The sequence below is a fragment of the Vreelandella lionensis genome (genome assembly GCF_044543515.1).
In the GTDB taxonomy this organism is placed as follows: domain Bacteria; phylum Pseudomonadota; class Gammaproteobacteria; order Pseudomonadales; family Halomonadaceae; genus Vreelandella; species Vreelandella lionensis.
The window spans coordinates 66079-86520 of the sequence record NZ_JBITWC010000001.1 but is presented as its reverse complement, the minus strand read 5'-3'; the positions used below and the strand labels follow the sequence as shown (position 1 = coordinate 86520).

Sequence of the window (20442 nt, the reverse complement as noted above, 5' to 3'; positions counted from 1 at the left end):
ATGCAGCAGTGTGATTTCGCCGTGATCGGCGGAGGGCTAGTAGGCAGTGCAATCGCCTATGGGCTGGCCAGCCAAGGTCATCAGGTCAGCGTCCTGGATGAAGGTGATGTGGCCTATCGTGCCTCGCGCGGCAATTTCGGGTTGGTATGGGTACAAGGCAAGGGACAGGAGATCCCTCTCTATTCACGCTGGAGCATGCGCTCGGCTTCCAGGTGGGAGGCACTTTCCCAGGAGCTCTTCGAGCTAACGGGAGTCGCCACCCAGCATCATAACCCCGGTGGCGTCCATCTCTGCTATAGCCAAAAAGATCTGGCGAATCGCGAGGTGGAGCTCAATGCACTAGCCCAGGCGACTGGTCGTCAATTTACATTCGACATGCTGGACCACGATCAGCTACGCGACTTGATTCCCGAGATCGGCGAAAGTGTTACCGGTGCTTCATGGTCACGCTGGGATGGCCACGCCAATCCTCTCTATCTACTGCGTGCTCTGCACGATGGGATTCGTCACTACGGCGGACGGTTTGTGCCCGGCAGTAAAGTCCATCGTATTCGGCGCAACGGCGATAGCTTCGTGATCGAGCGTGATCACCAGACCCTCACCGCTGGACGGGTCATCCTGGCAGCCGGACTCGGCAATCGAGAGCTGGCCCCGCAAGTCGGGCTCGATGCACCGCTTGTACCCAATCGAGGCGAAATCCTGGTTACCGAACGCGTGCGGCCGCTGCTTGATCTGCCCACCACGTATCTGCGCCAAACCGGTGAGGGCTCGATACTGATGGGTGATTCCCATGAAGACGTAGGCTTCGATGACGGCACCGAAACGCCGGTGCTGGCTCAAATCGCTCAGCGCGCCGTACGCGCATTGCCGGCGCTTGCCAACACCCGAGTAGTTCGCAGCTGGGGAGCATTGAGGGTTATGACGCCCGATGGCTACCCGCTTTATCAAGCATCTGAAAGTCATCCTGGAGCCTTTGTAGCCTGCTGCCACAGCGGCGTGACACTGGCCGCCGCCCATGCCAAATGTCTGGCGCCCTGGTTCGCAGGTGCTGAGCCACCCGACGAAATTAGCCCTTTTACCGCGGAGAGATTCCATGTTCAAACGCCTGTCCCCGCTTGAAAACACGACCGAGCCGGTGGTGAAGTTCCGTTTCGGTGAACAGACCGTGACCGCTCGCCCTGGCGATACAGTAGCTGCGGCACTGCTAGCTTCGGGTATCAGCGTCTGCCGCACCACGCCGGTCAGTAACGCCTCGCGTGCCCCTTACTGCATGATGGGGGTGTGCTTCGAGTGCTTGGTGGACATCGATGGCAACCCCAATGTTCAGGCCTGCCAAGTTGAGGTGCGTGAGGGAATGCGTATCTATGCGCAGCAAGGCGCTAGGAGGCTGGCCCCATGATCACGCATGATCTCGTCATTCTAGGGACTGGGCCGGCAGGATTGGCTGCGGCGGCCACCGCCCTTGAGCATGGCATCTCACCCGTGGTGATAGATGAACAGCCCTCTGCGGGCGGCCAGATCTATCGTGCCTTGGAATGTACCCCCCTGCGCGATCGGCAGATTCTCGGCGAGGATTACTGGTCCGGCGAGCTGCTGGTCAAGGGGCTTGCTAATTCTCGTATCGACTATCGGCCCGCCACCACCGTGTGGCAGTTGACACGGCAGCGGGAAATTGGCCTGTTGCACAGGGACACTGCCGAGATGATCCGGGCGCGCCATGTCATTCTCGCTACGGGAGCCATGGAGAGGCCTATGCCGATTCCCGGCTGGACACTTCCTGGCGTGATGACGGCCGGCAGTGGCCAGATCTTGCTCAAGAGTGCCGGTGCCGTGCCCCAGGCCCCCGTTGTACTGGCAGGCTGCGGTCCTTTGTTGTTGTTGTTGGCCGTTCAGTACCTGCGTGCGGGAGCCGAGATAGCGGCCATTCTCGATACCACTCCGCGGGATCGCTATCGCGCCGCAATCAAGCATCTGCCTGGCGCGTTACGCAATACCAGCACCTTGTTCAAGGGGGTGGGGCTATTGAGTGAGCTGCGCCGTGCAGGTGTCCGTCATATCAAGGGCGTAAGCGCCTTACGCGCTGAAGGCGATGGCCAACTGGAGCGTGTGCGATGGCAGCAACGGGGCAGCACCGATTGGCAAACGTTGGAAACACCCACCCTGCTGCTTCATCAAGGCGTTATCCCTAATACCCAAATCACTCGGGCGGTGGATTGCCATCATATATGGGATGAACAGCAATTAGCCTGGAGACCACGTCTGGATGAGTGGCTGGTCACCGATACCCCAGGTATTGCCGTAGCGGGTGATGGTGGCGGTATCGTAGGAGCCAAGGCCGCGGCCATGCAAGGACAATTAGCGGGGCTGGGGGCCGCCCTGGCGCTAGGTAAATTAACCTTGGAGAACAGTACTCAACGCGCACAGCCAATTCGTAAAGCACTAGCGCGTGAAACCGCGATTAGGCCTTTTCTCGATGTGTTGTATAGACCTGCAAAACAATGGCGTTTACCCGATGACGATACGCTAGCCTGCCGATGCGAAGAGGTAACCGGCGGAGAAATCCGGCGTATGGCCGAAATGGGCTGCAGAGGGCCCAATCAAACTAAGTCTTTCACTCGTTGTGGCATGGGGCCGTGTCAAGGCCGTATGTGCGGTATTACTGTGAGCGAACTGCTGGCAGACGCCAATCAGCAGAGTGTTGAAGAGACCGGCTATTACAGGCTGCGACCACCTTTCAAACCGATCACCCTTGGACAGCTTGCAAAGGCGGCGGAGGAAGGCTGATGTCTCGTCGTGTAGTAGTTGTGGGCGCAGGATTTCATGGTTGTAGTGCCGCGTTGCGATTAAGTAATCAAGGATATGAGGTCACTGTCATTGATAAGGCCTATGCCGGTCGCCATGCCTCGGGCGTCAATGCTGGTGGTGTACGTCGGCTCGGCAGGCACCCGGCAGAGATACCGTTAGCGATAGCTGCTTGGGAACGCTGGCAGAACATGGCGAGTATTGTTGGTGACGATTGTGGTTTTCGCCCTGTTGGGCAAATCAAGGTGGCTGAAAACGATAATGATATGGCCATCCTCAACGAACGTGAGCGCCAATTGCAAAACCAGGGATATCACCATGAAAAGCTTATCAACCGTGATGAGCTACGCAAACGGCTACCAGCGTTGGCTGGCCATTGTCCAGGTGGGCTTGCGTGTGATGGCGATGGCTTTGCCAACCCTTATCGCACTGTTACCGCCTGGCGCCGCGAAGCTGAACGTCAGGGCGCCTGTTTCCGTGAAGGTATCGAGATAACTGGTATAGAGCCTAAAGGAAATGGCTGGCGCCTGAGTGGAGGTGACGAGCATTTTGATGCCGATTTACTTGTCAATTGTGCTGGCGCTTGGGCCGGAGAGCTTTGTAAATGGCTTGGAGAGCCGGTTCCTATCACTGCTGAGGCTCCTATGTTGATGATCACTGAGCGACTATCGCCATTTTTGGGAACAGTAGTGGGCGCTACGTCACGGCCATTATCTTTTAAGCAGTTTGAGAACGGTACTGTTTTGATAGGTGGAGGGGTGCGCGGTGTCGTGGACACTGTTCGCCATGTGGCCGAAACCCGCTTGGATGGGTTGGCGGAGAATGCCGATACCGTCGTCAGCCTGTTTCCGTTCATGAAAGAGGCACGCATCATGCGAACCTGGGCAGGCGTCGAAGCAGTTATGCAGGATCACATTCCTGTAATAGGTCCCAGCAGTCAACACGACAATGTGATTCATGCTTTTGGGTTCTCAGCTCATGGCTATCAGTTAGGCCCCATAACTGGAGAAATAGTCGCCGACCTCGCCATGGAGCGAGATCCCAAGCTCCCCATCACTCCCTTTTCTATTCAAAGGTTTCAAACACCTTGTCCTGAATAGGACGAGTTAACGTACGCCAATTAAGGCAAACTGGAGATTATTATGATTAAACGACATATCCAAACACCTATTATGCACCGCGCTGTAGAAGCGAATGGCTTTGTGTTCTTCGGTGGAATAATTGCAGATGATCTTACGCTTGATATGGCAGGTCAAACACGTCAAGTGCTTGATAAACTGGATAACTATTTAGCTGAAGCAGGTACGGATAATAAGCGAATCGTTACCGCAACTGCCTATGTCTCTGACTTGAATCTCAAGAAAGGTATGAACGATGTGTGGACTCAATGGTTTGATGCTGACCATTTGCCAGCCCGAGCTACCTTAGGTGTTGCTGACCTTGGAGAGAACGTCCTGTTAGAGTTAGTAGTGACAGCGGTTAAATAATGGCATAACACTATTGCTGGCGATCTTTTCCGTCAGCAATAGTGCTTGATTGCTCTATCTAACCGCGAATCCCCAGCGCTTCACGCTGTTTCTCACGCAGTTCATCACCGGCTTTCTCGGCCAAATCCAGCATCGCGTTCAGCTCTTTACGGTTAAACGCGCCCGCTTCCGCCGTGCCCTGTACTTCAATCAGCTCGCCGCTTTCGGTCATTACCACGTTCAGGTCGGTGTCGGCTTTGCTATCTTCGGGGTAATCCAGGTCCAGCACCGGCACGCCTTTGTAGATGCCGACTGAGATCGCGCTGACCAGCTGCTTGAAGGGGTCGCCTTTGATCTTCTTTTCTCGCTGCAGGTAGCGAAGCGCATCCACCAGCGCCACGCAGCCGCCGGTAATGGCTGCCGTGCGCGTGCCACCATCGGCCTGGATGACATCGCAATCCACGGTGATGGTGAACTCGCCCAGCTTCTTCAAATTCACCGCTGCGCGCAGGCTGCGGCCAATCAGGCGCTGAATCTCCAGCGTGCGGCCACCCTGTTTACCACGGGTCGCCTCGCGGCCGCTGCGGGTATGAGTCGCGCGGGGCAGCATGCCGTATTCGGCAGTAATCCAGCCCTGATTTTTACCGCGCAGCCAGCGTGGCACGCCCGCTTCCACGCTCGCGTTACACAGCACCTTGGTATCGCCAAACTCCACCAGCACGGAGCCTTCCGCATGGCGAGTGTAATCACGGGTTAAGCGAATTTCACGGAGCTGGTCGGCCTCGCGACCGCTGGGGCGAACAACATCAGGACGCATAGCACCTCACATCATTTTTAAAGTGGAAAAGCCCTCTATTGTACACGTCTGGGCGTGCGCTGATGGGCCTATCGGTTAGACTGTGCGGAACCTATTGACTGACAGGATAAACCGCCCATGGCTGCTTACCGCCACGTACACAGCATGACCGCCTTCGCCCGCACCGAGCAGGCCGCCCCGTTTGGCACCCTGCAAGTCGAGATCCGCTCGGTGAACCAGCGCTACCTAGAACCACATTTTCGCCTGCACGAAAGCCTGCGTGATTTAGAACCGGTGCTGCGCGAAGCACTGCGCACGCGCCTGGCCCGAGGCAAGGTAGAGTGCAGCGTGCGGTTCGAGAGCGCCGACACCGCCCAAGCACCGGCAGTGAACGCCCAGCGCCTGAAAGAGATTGCCGATGCCCTGGCCGCCATTCAGCAGCAGGTGCCCAGCGCCGTGCCGCCCACTACGCTGGCATTGCTCAACCAACCCGGCGTGATGGAAACCCAGCACCTCGACCAAGACGCCATCAAAGCCGCCGCCAAAACACTGTTTGACCAAGCGCTGAATGAGCTGATTGACGCCCGCGCCCGCGAAGGCGAAAAACTGGCCGAGATGATCACCACCCGCCTAGACGCAGTGAGCGAGCAAGTGGCCACCGTACGCAGCCTGCTGCCGCAAATTCTGGAACGCCAGCGCGCCCAGCTGCTAGAGCGTTTAGAAATCGCCAAAACCGAACTCGACCCCCAACGCCTGGAAGCCGAGCTGGTACTGGTAGCCCAAAAAGCCGACGTAGACGAAGAGCTAGACCGCCTAACGGCGCACATTGAAGAAGTGCACCACCAGCTCGCCCAAAAAGGCCCCAAAGGCCGCCGCCTGGATTTCCTGATGCAGGAGCTTAACCGGGAAGCCAATACGCTTTCATCGAAATCGGTGGTGGCAGAGACGACCCGCTGCGCGGTGGAACTGAAGGTGTTGATTGAGCAGATGCGGGAGCAAATACAGAATATTGAGTAGTGTTTAACGATCACTCGTTGCAGGCATGTTTTATGTTCATCCTCCGCTGCTTGGCTTTAACCTTACTGCTTGGTTGGCTTCCCCTCACCACCCACGCCAATACCGTCACGTGGCAAGCGCTCCAAGAGGGCGGCTTGGTCATCCTCATGCGCCACTCCCTGGCCCCCGGCATTGGCGACCCGCCGGGGTTTGTGTTGGAAGCGTGCGAGACCCAGCGCAACCTTTCCAGCGAAGGGCGTGCTCATGCGGTGGCAGCAGGGCAGGCGGTGCGGGAGCGGGGCGTGGCGATTGATGCGGTGTACAGCTCCCAGTGGTGTCGGGCGTTGGAAACCGCTGAGCTGATGGCGCTGGGGTCGGTGGTGCCTGCGCCGTGGCTGAATTCGTTCTTTCGCGGGCGTGGGGATCAGGTGGCCATTACCCAAGCGGCTCGTGAGCGTATGGCGGGGTGGCAGGGGCCAGGGAATATGCTGCTGGTGACGCATCAGGTGAATATCACGGCGCTGACCGGTGGGGGCGTTAGCTCCGGGGAAATGGTGGTCGTGCGCCCGCAAGAGGATAGCTTCACGGTGGTGGGGCGGCTGAGCGTTCCCAGCCGTTAAGGCTTTCTATTCATTTCCTTCAATGAACCGGGGCAAATTATTCGCTCCTCATCCGTCAATTGAGGTTTTACGCTGGGCGTATTGATAAGGAGAGCATTATGTCATCAGCCAATACTCCATCCGTTCGCCGCGTGGTCGCTCAGCATCCTGCCCATCGGGATGATATCGGTGATTTGGTCACCCGCCGGCCGCTGCCGGGGCCGGGGTTGGATCAGCTCGATCCGTTTCTGTTTTTGAATCACCATGGCCCGCAGGTTTACCCGGCCAATAACCGTGGGCTGCCCTTTGGGCCGCACCCGCACCGTGGGTTTGAAACGGTGACGTTTATTTTAGAAGGCTCGCTGGCCCATGCCGACAGCGCCAAGCACCAGAGCGTGATTCACGCAGGTGGCGTGCAGTGGATGACCGCCGGTAGCGGCATCGTCCATGCGGAAATTTCGCCGGAGGCGTTTCTGCGCGAGGGTGGCCCGCTGGAAATCTTGCAGCTGTGGGTCAACCTGCCGTCACGGCTGAAGATGAGCGAGCCGCGCTATGTGGGCTTGCAGCAAGAGGGTATCCCCGCTGTTCAACTGGCAGGCGGCGGTACGCTCAACCTGATTGCCGGGGAGTGGCAGGGGCAAGCAGGCCCGATTGAATCGCTGACCGGCGTGTTCATGTCGACGCTAGCGCTGCCTGGGGGCGCGCGTGAGCAGCTACCCGTGGCTCCTGGCCGGCAGGTGTTCCTGTACGTAGTGAGTGGCGACGTGACGGTGGGTGGCGAGCCTGCCAAGGCGCACCATTTGATCGAAGTCGACCGTGACGGTGAAAGCCTGAGCATTGAAGCAGCGAGCGATGCGCGCCTGCTGTTTGGCCATGGCGAGCTGATTGATGAGCCGGTCTACTCCCACGGCCCCTTCGTGATGACTACCCGCGAAGAGATCGTCCAGGCGGTGGAGGATTACCAGAACGGTAAATTTGGCGGGCTTACGCTTTAAAGACCCGCTAATGCTCTAAACGCCCGCGCTACACCGGCTCGCCGCGATAGTAGTGCCATAAAAACAGCGACCCCACGCTGCGCCAGGGCGACCAGTGCTCTACCATCTGGCGAGCCTGCTTCGGCGTGGGTTTGTTCTCCATGCCCTTCAAGCGGCCTAGCGCTACCCTGAGGGCGAGGTCGTCGGCGGGGAAAATATCGGGTCGCTGGAGCGAGAACATTAGGTAAACCTCCGCGCTCCAGCGGCCAAACCCGCGCAGTTGAGTGATCGCGGCAATGGCCTCGTCATCGCTGAGATGCGCTAAGCCATCGGCGCTAAACGTGCCCGCCAGCTCTGCGTCGGCCAGCCCTTTGGCATACTCGATTTTACGCCACGATAGCCCCGCATCGCGTAGCGCTTGGCCTTCCACCTCCATCACTGCCTTGGCATGTAGCTCCGGCAGCAGCGTATTCACCCGACCCATAATCGCCCGAGCAGCTTCGGTGGAGATCTGCTGGCTGACGATGGTCGAGAAGAAGGTCGCAAAACCTGGATCGCGCTGGCGCGGGTTGGGCGCGCCGACTAAGGGGTAAGCGCGGGCAATATCGGGGTCGGCATTGGCCAGTGCCTGCATGGCGCGTTCAATCATAGCAACGGACGTGTGATCAGACGGCATGATGTCTCCTGGGAAATGGGTAGAAAAATGCTCATTAATCGCATTTTGATCTTAATTTGAGTATTAAAATGCACATTATGGTGCCTTGGGCTACACTTTTGAGCATTAAACTACTCAATTAAGGTGAGCTGTGTTGCTAACCGTTCAAGCCTTCCATCAAGGGCAGTGGCACGATGCCGCCGAGCTGATCATCGAGCAGCCAGAGCGAGGCCGTCGGGGGCCTGCACGTTTGGGCTATCTGACAGATTATGCCCTTGAGTGGTTGGATCGCGACGATGAGCACGCCTGTAGCCTTCGTTTGCCTATTGAGTTGATGAACACCCATCAATCGCCACGCTGGTTCGCTTTTTTAGACGATATCATGCCGTCCGGGGCCAGCCGACGTTACTGGGTCACGCAGTTGGGAATAACGGCGCTTAGCGAAGCGGAGCAGGATGCCGCGCTATTGGCCAAGGGCACAATTGCGCCGGTGGGCAATTTGCGCATCAAAGAGGCTCTTCCTGAGCGCCCTGCTGGCAGCACGCTTGAGCACCAGCGCTTTGCTTTGGCTGACGTCGTCAATCGGGATAGTGATTTTCTTGCCTATGCGCAGCAGTTGGGGGCCGCTGGGGGCGGTGCGACCGGAGCAGGTGGCGAAGCGCCTAAGCTGCTGCTGCGCTGCTCGCCAGATGATCAGGTCTGGATTGATACCTACCAGGATGATCCGACGAATATCGATCAGCACTATTTGGTGAAATTTCCTCGCGGTCAGCGCACCGCGATCGATAACAACATTTTGCGTGCGGAGTATCATTTCTATCACGAGCTAGCGGCATTGGGTGTCGCGACCATCGATACCCAAGGGATGAGGTTGATAGAAGGTGAGCGTTATCCATCGCTATGGTTGCCCCGCTTTGACGTTGGTTATCAAGGGGGGGCGTGCACGCTTTATGGCTTGGAGTCTGTGTATTCATCCGTGGGGAAGGAACCGGGAAGCTTTTTGAATCATTTTGCCGTGATTGAGGCGTTGGTGGGTCTGTTGAGCCAACAATTCCGCGTGCGTGAGCCTGGTGGCCATTTCGATACGGCGAGCTTTGTCAGTGAGTGGGTGAAACGCGATCTGCTCAATATTGCGTTTGCTAACAGCGATAACCACGGCCGTAATACGGCGCTGCTGAAAACGCCGCAAGGTATCTGGTGGGCTCCGGTGTACGATTTTGCGCCCATGAAGGCTGACCCAGAGGGAATTGTAAGAACTACCACTTGGGGAACACCGTTTGAGGAGGGGCGGGAGTTTAATTGGCCCGCCATTGCGGAACGCTTAAGCGTCTATATTCCCCCAGAACAACTGATGACAGAGTTAAAAGAGCTGGGAAGTCAGCTAGTTGGCCTGAAAGAGCGACTCGCTGCGCGGGGCGTGCCCGACGCCTTACTGACATCGAGTGCGGTGGGGTTTGATTACTTGGACACTAAGCTGCAGCGCTGGGGGTTGGTATGAAGCGCAAAGAACTCTCTAGCGTTGAGCGTGAGGCGCTGCTGACGACGCTCGCGACTCAACTGGTGCGTGAAGAAATCAGCTCGGGGCAGGTGTTGCGTCAGCTACGCCGGGACGTACTGGGTATGTCGCAGACGCAATATGCCGATCTGGTGGGTATCAGCCGTCGCACGTTGTCTGATTTGGAAGCCGGTAAAGCAAGTCCTACCGTGGCGCTGCTCAACCAAGTCTTTCGCCCGTTGGGCCTGCAAGTCGGCTTACTGCCGCGTAACCGTGAGTTGCGCGAGCGGTTGTTGTTAGTGGAATCTTCTACCGGTTGACCCCCAGGTGTTCATCGCTTGATGAATGAGTTTGCACGCTAACTTTTTTAACGTCATATATTCCTACTTTCGTCTAATCCTGCCATCATTTGACGCAATCGAAGACCGTTTTGATAAGCAGGCGCTTTATTCAGCGCCTGGGGAGAGAGGTATGCAAGAGTCGTCATCGGGGCTGGCGCGTAACCCGCGATTGGCAGAGTTTGTACTGGCGCTGGGCGGGTTTGGCATTGGCACCAGTGAGTTCGTCATTATGGGGTTGATGAACCGTGTGGCGGAAGATTTAGCCGTGACCGTTCCCCAAGTAGGCTATGCGATTAGTAGCTACGCACTGGGCGTGGTAGTGGGTGCACCGCTGATTTCTGCGCTGGCCGCACGGGTACCCAGGCGGGCGCTGCTGATTGCGCTGATGCTGGTGTTTGCCGTGGGCAATATTGCCAGCGCTATGGCGCCGGGGTTTTGGTCGTTTGTGGGCCTGCGCTTTTTGGCAGGGCTGCCCCATGGTGCTTACTTTGGCATAGCGGCGCTGGTCGCGGCTGGAGCGGTGCCGATTGATCAGCGAGCGCGGGCTATTTCGCGGGTAATGTTGGGGCTCACGGTAGCGATTTTGATTGGTGCACCGCTGGGTACTTGGGCGGGTAACGTCTTTGGTTGGCAAATCGCTTTTGCCGGTGTGGGAGTGATTGCGCTGTTAACGGCGCTGCTCATTCGGTTATGCGTGCCGGTGCAGCCGTTTGATGCCCTCGCGAGCCCATTAAGAGAGCTCTCTGCGCTGGTGAAGCAGCGGGTGCTGGTCACCATTGCGATTGCCTGTATTGGCTGCGGTGGTATGTTCTCGATCTTCAGCTATGTGATGCCGACGCTGACTCAACAGGCGGGTATGAGCGAAGCGCTGGGGCCGCTGGTGTTGGTGATTTTTGGCCTGGGCTCTATCGCCGGTAACTTGGTGGGCGGGCGTATGGCGGATAAGAACCTGATGCGGGCGATTCCCACCATCTTGGTGTGGTGTGCCGTGGTGCAGGGGCTCTTCTACTTTGCCGCCAACGAGGTGTGGTCGGGGCTACTGTTTGTGGGTTTGGTAGGGACTAGCATGGCGCTGGCACCTTCGCTGCAAACCCGTTTGATGGATGTAGCTGAAGACGCCCAAACCATGGCGGCGTCCATGAACCATGCGGCCTTTAACGGGGCGAACGCGCTGGGGGCGTGGCTGGCGGGCTTGGCGATTAGCGCCGGATTTAGCTGGTCGAGCACGGGGCTGGTAGGGGCCGGGCTTGCGCTGTGCGGCCTAGTGATTTTCGCTTGGGGGCGCTGGCTGGAAAAACGCACCTATCCCGCGGAGCCGTCGGTGGCCCAGAGCTACAAATAAAGCGCTATAAATAAGTGATTGCTAAATAAATATTTAGAGCATTTAAAGTGGCAAAAAGCGCGTATCGTTCCTAGGGTGTAAAGGTGCAATCCATAAGGAGGTGACCTATGCATAACCTAGTGAAGACATCGCGCGTTGTAACCCCGCGACTCGTAACATTAAGTGCTATTGCCGCCATTACTCTGGCGCTGGCGGGCTGTGGAACGACCACCGGCGAGCGCGCTACCAGTGGTGCTGGCGTAGGGGCGGCTGTTGGTGCTGGGGCCGCTGCGGTCACTGGTGGTAGCGTCACCCAAGGTGCTGTGATTGGCGGTGGCGTGGGTGCTGCCACAGGGGCTGCCACCGATAAAGAGGATATTAACCTCGAATAACCCGCCTACCTAGCGGCACAGCCTGAAGCCGCGCATGCCTAGATGAAAATGGTCGGCATGCGCGGCGTTATAGTCTGGTCCCAGTACGTTGCCAAAGGTATCACACGCGCCATCTCGCGCTGCGCGTAAAAACTCCCCCGCGTTACCTGCGTCATCCCAGTCGTTGATCAGTGAAATCTGCTGGCCGTTCTCAAACTGAAACCCCACCACATCCAGCGCTTCGGCGGTGGCATGCTCACTGCGTCGGCCGGTTTCACGGCCATAGACGTTGCGACAGGCAAAGCTACCCACGTGGTTCACCTGGGAGACTCGACTACCCATGATCTCCTGCGCCGCAGGCTGCAAGGCATGGCGTTCATACATCACCCACGCGATGGCCAGCGGGCACGACGCCATAAAGCTTTGGCTAAAGCGCACGCTGCTGCTCTGCATGCGCACGATATTGCTAAGTGGGCAGCTTGCAGTCGGGGAGTAATCAGCCAACGGCGTGTAGCGCAGCTCGCCTTCGGGCACCGTGTCCAGCGCCGCCAAGCAGGCGTCGCGGTCATCGTTTAATCGCTTGAGCTTTAGTTGGGTGATGGGCGTGATGGGGTCATCCACATGTAGCGGAGCCCAGGGTGCCCAGTGGCGGGGGATCTCGATAATGCCTTTCTGAAGCGCGACCCCTAGTGCAATCAGGCATAAAATAATCACTGTGCTGCGCATGCTGACCTCCTTGTGGCCTCTTGGAAACGCTACAGTCCCTGCCATGGGTGTGCGATACTGCGCACCCCATAACGTCGGCAGTGGCCGGCCTGCGTGATAACGAACGACCATTTTGACTAACTAGGGAAGCGCTTCATGTCCCAGGGTACGCTGTTTATTGTTTCTGCCCCGTCGGGTGCGGGTAAAACCAGCCTCGTTCGTGAGCTGATCGAAAGCCTGGATGGCATTCAGGTGTCGGTGTCGCACACCACGCGCGCCAAGCGAGAAGGTGAAGTGGACGGCGTAAACTATCACTTTACCCAAGTGCCTGACTTTGAAGCCATGATCGCCCGTGGCGACTTCTTTGAGTATGCCAAGGTCTTCGACAACTACTACGGTACGTCCCGCCAAGCGGTCCAAACCCTGCTGGATGCGGGGCAGGATGTGATTCTGGAGATCGATTGGCAGGGTGCTCAGCAGGTGCGCGAACAGATGCCCTCTGCGGTGTCGATTTTTATCTTGCCGCCGTCGCGTAGCGAGCTGGAGCGCCGCCTCTCAAGCCGGGGTACCGACGAGCACGCGGTGATCGCTCGGCGTATGCGCGATGCGGTCAGCGAGATGTCTCATTACGATGAGTACGATTACTTAGTGATTAACGACGACTTCACCACTGCCCTGCAGGAACTGCAGTCGTTAGTGATCAGTCGCCGCTTAACGCGTGCTGCAATGCAAGAACGCCACGCCCCCTTGCTTGATGCGCTCTTGTCACAGGCGCCTAGCGTCGAGTAATCTATCAGGTCCTATCACCACTCTTTTCGCTGGGTCGGCGGCGTTATCCAACAACGCCGGCCCGGCGTCGTTATTACAGGAAGGCCCCCATGGCTCGCGTAACCGTTGAAGATTGTCTCGAAAATGTAGAAAACCGCTTCAAACTGGTGATGATTTCCACCCAGCGTGCTCGCCAGCTGGCTCGCGGTTCCCGCGATGCACTGCTGCCCTGGGAAAACGACAAGCCGACCGTGATGGCGCTGCGTGAAATCGCCGCTGGCCTGGTCGACCACACCGTTTTGGACGAGCCAGTTGAAGCTCCTGTGCGTGCGCGTCCTGCTATGACGCCTAGCGCTCAAATCGACGATTAAGCTAGCACCGATTAGAGGCGCGGTACATGTTCACCATTGATGACCTAGCTGACCGACTCGGCGGCTACCTACCCCCGGATGAGATCCAGCAGGTCAAGCGCGCCTTCTACTACGCAGAGCAGGCCCACGACGGCCAGCGCCGCCGCTCCGGCGAGCCTTACGTCACCCATCCGCTCGCAGTCGCTAATATTCTCGCTAACATGCACATGGACCATCAGAGCCTGATGGCCGCCATGCTGCATGATGTGATTGAAGACACCGGTGTCTCTAAAAAAGCCCTGGCCGCCCAGTTCGGCAAGCCCGTGGCGGAGCTGGTGGATGGCGTCTCCAAACTGACCCAAATCACTTTTGAAGATAAAGCCGTCGCTCAGGCGGAGAATTTTCAAAAGATGGTGTTGGCAATGTCGCGGGATATCCGCGTCATTATCGTCAAGTTGGCGGACCGTCTGCACAACATGCGCACCTTGGGCGCACTGCGGCCCGATAAAAAACGCCGCATTGCCCGTGAAACGTTAGAAATCTACGCACGCATTGCCGGGCGTCTGGGTATCAATACCATCCGTATTGAGCTGGAAGACCTCTCGTTTCAAGCGATTCACCCCATGCGCGCTGAGCGTATCAAGCGCGCAGTGGCCAGCGCGCGGGGCAATCGCCGCAGCGCCATGCGGGAAATTCAGTCGTCGCTACAGCAGAGCCTGGACGACGAAGGCCTGAAAGGTACGGTGATTGGCCGCCAAAAGCATCTGCTCTCGATCTATAAAAAGATGCGTGATCAGCGCAAGCCATTCGCCGAGATTATGGACGTGTTCGGTTTTCGCATTATCACCGAAGACGTGGCCAGCTGTTATCGCATCCTTGGCGTAGTGCATAACCTCTATAAGCCGGTACCGGGGCGCTTTAAAGATTACATCGCGATTCCCAAGGCGAATGGTTACCAAAGCCTGCACACCACGCTGTTTGGCCAGCGCGGCATGCCGATTGAAGTACAGATCCGCACCCGTGAAATGGAAGCCATGGCCAATAACGGCATTGCCGCGCACTGGCTCTACAAAGCCGGGCAGACGGCGCATCCGATTGCCGAAGGCAGCCATGCCCGCGCCCGCGCCTGGGTGAAAGGGCTGCTGGAGATGCAGCGCCACGCGGGGGATTCGTTGGAGTTTATCGAACACGTCAAAAACGACCTGTTCCCCGACGATATCTACGTGTTTACGCCCAAAGGCGACATCATGGAGCTACCCCAGGGCGCTACGGTGATCGACTTTGCCTACAGCGTGCACACCGATATCGGCAATAACTGCATCGCCTGCCGCATCGACCGCCACCTGGCACCGCTCTCGACGCGCTTGGAAAGCGGTCAGACGCTGGAAATTATCACCGCCCCCGGCGCGCGGCCCAACCTTGCGTGGCTGAATTTTGTCACCACCGCCAAGGCGCGCTCCGCCATTCGCCATGCGCTGAAGCATCAGCAACAGGCGGAAGCGGTGATGCTCGGGCGGCGGCTGCTTAACAAAGCGCTGACACCTTTTGAAACGAGCCTTGAAGAGCTGGATGAGAGCATCTTCGAGCAGGCGTTCAAAGAGTTGGATGTGTCGTCGCTGGACGCCTTGCTCGAATCGCTGGGGTTAGGCAACCGCATGGCCCACGTAGTGGCCCGCCGTTTGGTCGATGTCGCCCATGGCGACAGCTTCGATAAGACGCTTTCCGACAATAGCGATAAGGCTGTGGTGATTAGCGGAAGCGAAGGCATGGTGCTTAACTTTGCCCGCTGCTGCCACCCGTTACCCGGCGACCCGGTGGTAGGGCATCTGTCGGTCGGTAAAGGGCTGGTGGTACACCGTAGCGAGTGTAAAAACCTCGCTGACCGTAAAAACGATCCTGAAAAGCTGTTTGCCCTGGAGTGGTCCGAGCATATTGATGAGGACTTCCCGGTGGCGCTGCGCATCGAAATTGAAAGCCGCCGTGGCCTTGTGGCTGAACTGGCAGGCTTAGTGACCGACGCCGATGCCAATATCGAACGTATTGGCATTGAGGAGCGCGATGCGCGCCTTTCCACCGTCAATCTCACGCTGTCGGTAAAAGGACGGGTACACCTCGCCCGTATTATTAAACGCATCCGCAACCTGCCCAACGTTGGCAAAATTACCCGTACTGCAAACTAAACGCTTATGCGCCTACCGCTGGCTTTTCACGCTGGCAGCGTAGGCCATGGTGATAATAATCAACGTTTCATTCATACAGGAGCATGACACCCCATGAGCAATAAAGCGGTTATCAACACAGAAAAAGCCCCTGCCGCCATCGGCCCGTACTCCCAGGCTATCAAAGCGGGCAACACGGTTTACCTGTCGGGCCAGATCCCGCTTAATCCGGAAACCATGGAAATTGTCTCTGATGATTTCGAAGCTCAGGCGCGTCAGGTATTCACCAACCTACAGGCCGTGTGTGAAGAAGCCGCAGGCTCGCTGGGCGATATCGTCAAGCTCAACCTCTACCTGGTCGACTTGGACAACTTTGCGATCGTGAACAAGGTGATGGAAGAGTTCTTTTCGATGCCGTTCCCCGCTCGTGCGGCGGTGGGTGTTAAAGCGTTGCCTAAAGGCAGCCAGGTAGAAGCCGAAGCCGTGATGGTGATTGGCGACTAATCGCCGCGTTTAACCGCGCATAAAAAAAGAGCGAGCTGTGATCAGCTCGCTCTTTGCGTTTGGATAGCGCTTAGGGTAATTAAGCTTTTTGCAGCTCTAGAAATCCACCCTCTTTCAACACCTGGGCATACCCTTCTTTATAAGTGGGGTAGCGGAAGGTATAGCCCGTCTCGAGAATGCGGCGATTGTCGCAACGCTTACTGGTACGTCGGCGCAGCGGTGATTGCATGGTCTCGGTAGATTCGACTTTCAACTGCTTGGCGAGCCACGCCATGACGTTGTGCAGGGTGACCGGTTCGCAGTCGCTGCCCAGATAAAGGTCGGCCAGCGGTGAGCCGTTTTCCTGGCAGCGAATCAGGTGCGCCAGAATGCCGGTGCAGTCGTCGCGGTGGATGCGGTTGGAGTAGCTCACCGGCGTCACCGCAGCAATGCGGCCTTCCGCCACTTGGTGAATCAAGCGGTCACGCCCCGGGCCATAAATGCCGGAAAAACGCACCACCGTACCCGGCAGTGGGTGATTCAGCAGGGCCTGCTCAGCTTCGCACATCAGGTTGCCCGAGAAGCTGGTCGATTCCGTGGGGCTCGCTTCGTTAACGACTTCGCCCTCTTGCTGGCCATAGACGCTAGTAGAGGAGACAAAGAAAATGCGGCGCGGCGGCTTCTCATGCTGTTCCATGACGCTGAGAACGCGCTTGAGACCGTCTGGGTAGGCGCTCTGGTAAGCACTCTCTTCAAAGCGGTCTGCGCTGACGGTGTAAATCACGTAGTCGGCTTGGGGCAGTGCGCTGGCGTCGGCCCCTTCCAAGGTGCTGAGATCAAGGGCTAACGGCTCAATGCCGGTATGCTCTAATGCCTTGGCTTGGCGGCGCACGCCAATCACCCGATGCCCCTCGTCCAGCAGCTCTTGTCCAAGCGTGACGCCGATGTCTCCACAGCCGATAATCAGTATCGTTAGCTTCAACTTGCTCACCCCTCTTGATTAATATTCCCTATCAGATACAAAGTCCCTATGAGATGTGCCATCTTCAATAGGGCTTGTCTGTCCTTTTCCGTCTCGCTAACACGATGACTAGTCACGAGCTGCAACGAGAGGATGCCACTGGCACCGCTATGACTTTAACAGAACTTCGCTACATCGTAACCCTTGCCCAGGAGCGTCATTTTGGCCGCGCCGCCGAGCGCTGCCATGTTTCTCAGCCCACGCTCTCTGTGGCCGTTAAAAAGCTCGAAGATGAGCTGGAAATTCCCTTGTTTGAACGCTCTAAATCCACGGTGCAAGTTACGCCTTTGGGCGAAAAAATCGTCGCTCAGGCCCAGCGCGTACTGGAGCAGAGCGGGCTGATTTATGAGTTGGCCAGCGCTGGCAAAGACCAGCTGGCGAACCCGCTGCGTATTGGTGCGATTTACACCATCGGGCCCTATCTGTTTCCCCATTTAGTGCCCGCGCTGGCCAACGCCGCGCCGCAAATGCCGCTCTATATTGAAGAGGGCATGACCGGCACGCTGCGGGCCAAGCTGCGCAGCGGCGAGCTGGACGTGATTATCGTCGCGCTACCGTTCACTGAAACCGACGTGGTTACCAAGCCGATCTACGACGAGCACTTTGAAGTGTTAATGCCCGCCAGCCACCCGTGGGTCGAGCGCGAGGCGATCCATAAAGAAGACTTATTAGAAGAGCGGCTGCTGCTATTAGGGGAAGGCCACTGCTTCCGCGATCAAATTTTGGAAGCCTGCCCGGCGATTACCCAGAAGCTCAACAGCCCCAATAACACCCTGATTGCCGAAGGCGGCTCGCTCGAGACCATTCGCCATATGGTGGCCTCTAAGCTGGGTATCACCGTGCTGCCGCAGTCGGCGCTAGGCACCGACCAGTACGAAAACGCCATGCTGGTCAGCCGCCCGTTTGTGGACCCCGCCCCTTCACGTACAGTGGCGATTGCCTGGCGGGCCAGCTTCCCACGGCCCAAGGCCATTGATGCCTTGGCCAAGGCGATCAGCCAGTGCCAGCAGCCGGTGCATAAGAAGAATGCTCCCTCATGAGTGAGTTGTCTGCACCGGTTACGGCGCTGAAGGGCGTAGGCGAAGCGCTGGCGATCAAGCTCGCTCGGCTTGGGGTGGAACGCACCAGCGACCTGCTGTTCCACTTACCGCTGCGCTACCAGGACCGTACGCGACTCACCCCGATTGGCCTGCTGCGGGCAGGCCATGAAGCGGTAGTAGAGGGCGAAGTCACCGCCAGCGATATCGTTAAGGGGCGGCGTCGTAGCCTGCTGATTCGCCTGCGCGACGGTAGCGGCATTTTGAGCCTGCGCTTTTTCCACTTCTCGCCTGCCCAACAGCAGCAGCTTCGCCCCGGCGTGACCGTTCGAGCGTTTGGCGAAGCGCGGGCGGGCGCCACGGGGCTGGAGATTTATCATCCCGAGTATCGGCTTAGCGGCGGTAGCGAAACGCCGGTCGAGGAGTACTACACGCCGATTTACCCCACCACCGAGGGGCTTCACCAAACCCGCCTGCGAGCGCTGACCCAGCAAGCATTGCGCCTGTTAGAGCAAGCCCCCGAAACGCTGCCCGATGTGATTCCCGATGCGCTGCGTCAGCGCTTTCAACTGCCGGGGCTTCACGCGAGCTTGCAGTTACTGCACCAGCCGCCGCCAGACGTGGATTTAGAGCAGCTTGCCCACGGCCTTCACCCCGCCACGCGGCGGCTGGCCCTGGAAGAGCTGCTGGCCCATCAGCTTAGCCTGCGGGAAGTGCGCCTGCGTATTCAGGCTGACGGCGCGCCAGAGCTGCCCTCCGGGCGCAGCCTGCAAACGCGCTTTCTAGCCCAACTGCCGTTTGCGCTCACCGGTGCCCAGCGCCGGGTGCTGGAAGAGATCGCCCTCGACCTAGCACGCCCTGCACCCATGCTGCGGCTGGTGCAGGGGGATGTGGGCTCCGGCAAAACCGTAGTGGCCGCCATGGCGGCGCTATCGGCACTGGCGGGCAATTGCCAAGCGGCCATGATGGCGCCCACCGAAATCCTCGCTGAGCAGCACTATCGTTCGTTCAAGGCATGGTTTGAGCCGCTGGGCATCGAAGTCGCGTGGCTGGCAGGCAAGCTAAGGGGCAAGGCCCGGCTGGATGCCAAAGCCGCCATTGCCGATGGCCGAGCGCGTATGGTGGTGGGCACCCACGCGCTGTTTCAAGGTGATGTGCACTTCCAGTGCCTGGGGCTGGCGATTATCGATGAGCAGCACCGCTTTGGCGTTCACCAACGCCTCGCCCTGCGTGAAAAGGGCGAAGCGGGTGGGTTAACCCCCCATCAGCTGATCATGACCGCCACGCCGATTCCCCGCACGCTGGCCATGAGCGCCTACGCGGATCTGGATGTGTCGGTGATTGATGAACTGCCGCCAGGGCGCACACCGGTAAAAACCGTGGTGGTCTCTGACGAGCGCCGCCCGGAAGTGGTCGAGCGCATCCGCAACGCCTGCAGCGATGGCCGCCAAGCGTATTGGGTGTGCACGCTGATTGAGGAATCCGAGGTGCTCCAATGTCAGGCCGCCGAGGTCACCCGGGAAGAACTGACCCAAGCCCTGCCGGAATTGGCCGTTGGGCTAATTCATGGTCGCATGAAAGCCGCGGAAAAGGCCGAGGTAATGGATGCCTTCAAGACCGGCGAGCTAGATCTACTGGTGGCCACCACGGTGATTGAGGTGGGCGTAGATGTGCCCAACGCCAGCCTGATGATCATCGAAAATCCGGAGCGCTTGGGGCTTTCCCAGCTTCACCAGCTGCGCGGCCGAGTAGGGCGCGGCAGCACCGAAAGCTTCTGCGTGCTGCTTTATCACCCGCCGCTCTCCAAAAGCTCACGCGAGCGGCTCGGCGTGATGCGGGAAACCACTGATGGCTTCCGCATTGCTGAAAAAGACTTGGAGATTCGAGGCCCTGGCGAAGTGCTGGGCACGCGCCAAACCGGCCTTGCTCAAATGAAGATTGCCGATCTAGAGCGCGATGCCGATCAGCTAGAGCGAGTGACCGCCCTGGCCCAGGCGTTGCAGGGCAACGCCGACGTCACAGCCATGCTGGTGCGCCGCTGGCTGGGTGAAGCGGCAGGCCGCTACGGGCAGGTGTAGCGGCATGACGTGGGTATGCGCGCGG

22 protein-coding genes are annotated in these 20442 nt (G+C 58.2%); 18 read left to right on the top strand and 4 right to left on the bottom strand.

Going from position 1 to position 20442, the window contains the following annotated elements; all coding sequences use genetic code 11:
• The 5 genes from ACIGG6_RS00460 to ACIGG6_RS00440 are packed head-to-tail and all read left to right on the top strand — an operon-like array spanning position 1 to position 4289.
• Positions 1–1119 carry an NAD(P)/FAD-dependent oxidoreductase gene (locus tag ACIGG6_RS00460; protein ID WP_399841152.1) on the top strand — a complete coding sequence of 373 codons (1119 nt, stop codon included), beginning with the start codon at positions 1–3 and terminating at the stop codon, positions 1117–1119.
• A complete protein-coding gene (locus ACIGG6_RS00455; protein WP_399841149.1) occupies positions 1094–1399 on the top strand; it encodes a (2Fe-2S)-binding protein in 306 nt (101 codons plus the stop codon). Before ACIGG6_RS00460 ends, ACIGG6_RS00455 begins: the two co-directional genes overlap by 26 nt.
• Complete coding sequence (locus ACIGG6_RS00450) at positions 1396–2784, top strand: FAD-dependent oxidoreductase (RefSeq protein ID WP_399841146.1); 1389 nt, start codon at positions 1396–1398, stop codon at positions 2782–2784. The genes ACIGG6_RS00455 and ACIGG6_RS00450 overlap by 4 nt, the downstream gene beginning before the upstream one ends.
• Positions 2784–3902, top strand: a complete 1119-nt coding sequence (locus tag ACIGG6_RS00445) for an NAD(P)/FAD-dependent oxidoreductase (protein WP_399841143.1) — start codon at positions 2784–2786, stop codon at positions 3900–3902. Before ACIGG6_RS00450 ends, ACIGG6_RS00445 begins: the two co-directional genes overlap by 1 nt.
• Before the next feature lie 42 nt (positions 3903–3944).
• The gene (locus ACIGG6_RS00440; RefSeq protein WP_399841140.1) at positions 3945–4289 is read left to right on the top strand and encodes a RidA family protein; all 345 of its coding nucleotides are present in this window, start codon (positions 3945–3947) and stop codon (positions 4287–4289) included.
• A gap of 58 nt (positions 4290–4347) precedes the next feature.
• Here the strand turns inward: ACIGG6_RS00440 and rph are convergent, their stop codons facing one another.
• Positions 4348–5085 carry a ribonuclease PH gene (rph, locus tag ACIGG6_RS00435; protein ID WP_058577354.1) on the bottom strand — a complete coding sequence of 246 codons (738 nt, stop codon included), beginning with the start codon at positions 5083–5085 and terminating at the stop codon, positions 4348–4350.
• A gap of 117 nt (positions 5086–5202) precedes the next feature.
• On the opposite strand from rph, the gene ACIGG6_RS00430 reads away from it, so the two are divergent.
• The 3 genes from ACIGG6_RS00430 to ACIGG6_RS00420 all read left to right on the top strand — a co-directional run bounded on the left by ACIGG6_RS00430 (position 5203) and on the right by ACIGG6_RS00420 (position 7654).
• A complete protein-coding gene (locus ACIGG6_RS00430) occupies positions 5203–6081 on the top strand; it encodes a YicC/YloC family endoribonuclease (RefSeq protein WP_399841137.1) in 879 nt (292 codons plus the stop codon).
• Between the two features lie 32 nt (positions 6082–6113).
• Positions 6114–6680: a histidine phosphatase family protein gene (locus tag ACIGG6_RS00425; protein ID WP_399841135.1), complete on the top strand. Its 567-nt coding sequence runs from the start codon at positions 6114–6116 to the stop codon at positions 6678–6680.
• A 98-nt stretch (positions 6681–6778) separates the two neighbouring features.
• Positions 6779–7654 (top strand): pirin family protein, encoded by an 876-nt coding sequence (locus ACIGG6_RS00420; protein WP_399841133.1) that lies wholly within the window; start codon positions 6779–6781, stop codon positions 7652–7654.
• 28 nt (positions 7655–7682) lie between these two features.
• Here the strand turns inward: ACIGG6_RS00420 and ACIGG6_RS00415 are convergent, their stop codons facing one another.
• On the bottom strand, positions 7683–8309 hold the full coding sequence (locus tag ACIGG6_RS00415) for a DNA-3-methyladenine glycosylase family protein (RefSeq protein WP_399841130.1): 627 nt from the start codon (positions 8307–8309) through the stop codon (positions 7683–7685).
• A gap of 133 nt (positions 8310–8442) precedes the next feature.
• Between ACIGG6_RS00415 and ACIGG6_RS00410 the strand changes: the two genes are divergently transcribed.
• From ACIGG6_RS00410 to ACIGG6_RS00395, 4 genes are all read left to right on the top strand, one after another.
• On the top strand, positions 8443–9786 hold the full coding sequence (locus ACIGG6_RS00410; protein ID WP_399841352.1) for a type II toxin-antitoxin system HipA family toxin: 1344 nt from the start codon (positions 8443–8445) through the stop codon (positions 9784–9786).
• Positions 9783–10103, top strand: a complete 321-nt coding sequence (locus ACIGG6_RS00405) for a helix-turn-helix transcriptional regulator (RefSeq protein WP_399841127.1) — start codon at positions 9783–9785, stop codon at positions 10101–10103. Before ACIGG6_RS00410 ends, ACIGG6_RS00405 begins: the two co-directional genes overlap by 4 nt.
• Before the next feature lie 151 nt (positions 10104–10254).
• Positions 10255–11466 carry an MFS transporter gene (locus tag ACIGG6_RS00400; RefSeq protein WP_399841124.1) on the top strand — a complete coding sequence of 404 codons (1212 nt, stop codon included), beginning with the start codon at positions 10255–10257 and terminating at the stop codon, positions 11464–11466.
• 107 nt (positions 11467–11573) lie between these two features.
• On the top strand, positions 11574–11837 hold the full coding sequence (locus tag ACIGG6_RS00395; RefSeq protein ID WP_083025415.1) for a hypothetical protein: 264 nt from the start codon (positions 11574–11576) through the stop codon (positions 11835–11837).
• 9 nt (positions 11838–11846) lie between these two features.
• Here ACIGG6_RS00395 and ACIGG6_RS00390 read toward each other — a convergent pair whose 3' ends face one another.
• Positions 11847–12542 carry an extensin family protein gene (locus ACIGG6_RS00390; protein WP_399841122.1) on the bottom strand — a complete coding sequence of 232 codons (696 nt, stop codon included), beginning with the start codon at positions 12540–12542 and terminating at the stop codon, positions 11847–11849.
• Positions 12543–12677: 135 nt separating this feature from the next.
• Here ACIGG6_RS00390 and gmk point away from each other — a divergent pair, with 135 nt between their 5' ends.
• The 4 genes from gmk (at position 12678) to ACIGG6_RS00370 (ending at position 16302) form a co-directional block, all read left to right on the top strand.
• Complete coding sequence (gene gmk, locus ACIGG6_RS00385; protein ID WP_172416696.1) at positions 12678–13310, top strand: guanylate kinase; 633 nt, start codon at positions 12678–12680, stop codon at positions 13308–13310.
• An 89-nt stretch (positions 13311–13399) separates the two neighbouring features.
• Positions 13400–13660, top strand: a complete 261-nt coding sequence (gene rpoZ / locus ACIGG6_RS00380) for a DNA-directed RNA polymerase subunit omega (RefSeq protein WP_062375190.1) — start codon at positions 13400–13402, stop codon at positions 13658–13660.
• A 26-nt stretch (positions 13661–13686) separates the two neighbouring features.
• Positions 13687–15819, top strand: coding sequence for a RelA/SpoT family protein (locus ACIGG6_RS00375; protein ID WP_253503290.1), 2133 nt, complete (start codon positions 13687–13689; stop codon positions 15817–15819).
• A gap of 93 nt (positions 15820–15912) precedes the next feature.
• Positions 15913–16302: a RidA family protein gene (locus ACIGG6_RS00370; protein ID WP_083025411.1), complete on the top strand. Its 390-nt coding sequence runs from the start codon at positions 15913–15915 to the stop codon at positions 16300–16302.
• Between the two features lie 79 nt (positions 16303–16381).
• Here ACIGG6_RS00370 and ACIGG6_RS00365 read toward each other — a convergent pair whose 3' ends face one another.
• Positions 16382–17263, bottom strand: coding sequence for an SDR family oxidoreductase (locus ACIGG6_RS00365; protein WP_399841117.1), 882 nt, complete (start codon positions 17261–17263; stop codon positions 16382–16384).
• A 149-nt stretch (positions 17264–17412) separates the two neighbouring features.
• On the opposite strand from ACIGG6_RS00365, the gene ACIGG6_RS00360 reads away from it, so the two are divergent.
• Both ACIGG6_RS00360 and recG read left to right on the top strand, forming a co-directional pair.
• The gene (locus ACIGG6_RS00360) at positions 17413–18342 is read left to right on the top strand and encodes a hydrogen peroxide-inducible genes activator (protein WP_054640733.1); all 930 of its coding nucleotides are present in this window, start codon (positions 17413–17415) and stop codon (positions 18340–18342) included.
• The gene (gene recG, locus ACIGG6_RS00355; RefSeq protein WP_399841115.1) at positions 18339–20417 is read left to right on the top strand and encodes an ATP-dependent DNA helicase RecG; all 2079 of its coding nucleotides are present in this window, start codon (positions 18339–18341) and stop codon (positions 20415–20417) included. The genes ACIGG6_RS00360 and recG overlap by 4 nt, the downstream gene beginning before the upstream one ends.
• Positions 20418–20442: the final 25 nt, after the last annotated feature.

Bases quoted from the DNA above. Each gene is read 5' to 3' on its own strand.
- ACIGG6_RS00395 (WP_083025415.1), top strand. From the start codon at position 11,574: ATGCATAACCTAGTGAAGACATCGCGCGTTGTAACCCCGCGACTCGTA.
- ACIGG6_RS00375 (WP_253503290.1), top strand. From the start codon at position 13,687: ATGTTCACCATTGATGACCTAGCTGACCGACTCGGCGGCTACCTACCC.
- ACIGG6_RS00450 (WP_399841146.1), top strand. From the start codon at position 1,396: ATGATCACGCATGATCTCGTCATTCTAGGGACTGGGCCGGCAGGATTG.
- rpoZ (WP_062375190.1), top strand. From the start codon at position 13,400: ATGGCTCGCGTAACCGTTGAAGATTGTCTCGAAAATGTAGAAAACCGC.
- ACIGG6_RS00430 (WP_399841137.1), top strand. From the start codon at position 5,203: ATGGCTGCTTACCGCCACGTACACAGCATGACCGCCTTCGCCCGCACC.
- rph (WP_058577354.1), bottom strand. From the start codon at position 5,085: ATGCGTCCTGATGTTGTTCGCCCCAGCGGTCGCGAGGCCGACCAGCTC.
- ACIGG6_RS00370 (WP_083025411.1), top strand. From the start codon at position 15,913: ATGAGCAATAAAGCGGTTATCAACACAGAAAAAGCCCCTGCCGCCATC.
- ACIGG6_RS00425 (WP_399841135.1), top strand. From the start codon at position 6,114: ATGTTCATCCTCCGCTGCTTGGCTTTAACCTTACTGCTTGGTTGGCTT.
- ACIGG6_RS00440 (WP_399841140.1), top strand. From the start codon at position 3,945: ATGATTAAACGACATATCCAAACACCTATTATGCACCGCGCTGTAGAA.
- ACIGG6_RS00415 (WP_399841130.1), bottom strand. From the start codon at position 8,309: ATGCCGTCTGATCACACGTCCGTTGCTATGATTGAACGCGCCATGCAG.
- ACIGG6_RS00420 (WP_399841133.1), top strand. From the start codon at position 6,779: ATGTCATCAGCCAATACTCCATCCGTTCGCCGCGTGGTCGCTCAGCAT.
- ACIGG6_RS00400 (WP_399841124.1), top strand. From the start codon at position 10,255: ATGCAAGAGTCGTCATCGGGGCTGGCGCGTAACCCGCGATTGGCAGAG.
- gmk (WP_172416696.1), top strand. From the start codon at position 12,678: ATGTCCCAGGGTACGCTGTTTATTGTTTCTGCCCCGTCGGGTGCGGGT.
- ACIGG6_RS00460 (WP_399841152.1), top strand. From the start codon at position 1: ATGCAGCAGTGTGATTTCGCCGTGATCGGCGGAGGGCTAGTAGGCAGT.
- ACIGG6_RS00445 (WP_399841143.1), top strand. From the start codon at position 2,784: ATGTCTCGTCGTGTAGTAGTTGTGGGCGCAGGATTTCATGGTTGTAGT.
- ACIGG6_RS00405 (WP_399841127.1), top strand. From the start codon at position 9,783: ATGAAGCGCAAAGAACTCTCTAGCGTTGAGCGTGAGGCGCTGCTGACG.
- ACIGG6_RS00455 (WP_399841149.1), top strand. From the start codon at position 1,094: ATGTTCAAACGCCTGTCCCCGCTTGAAAACACGACCGAGCCGGTGGTG.
- ACIGG6_RS00360 (WP_054640733.1), top strand. From the start codon at position 17,413: ATGACTTTAACAGAACTTCGCTACATCGTAACCCTTGCCCAGGAGCGT.
- ACIGG6_RS00390 (WP_399841122.1), bottom strand. From the start codon at position 12,542: ATGCGCAGCACAGTGATTATTTTATGCCTGATTGCACTAGGGGTCGCG.
- recG (WP_399841115.1), top strand. From the start codon at position 18,339: ATGAGTGAGTTGTCTGCACCGGTTACGGCGCTGAAGGGCGTAGGCGAA.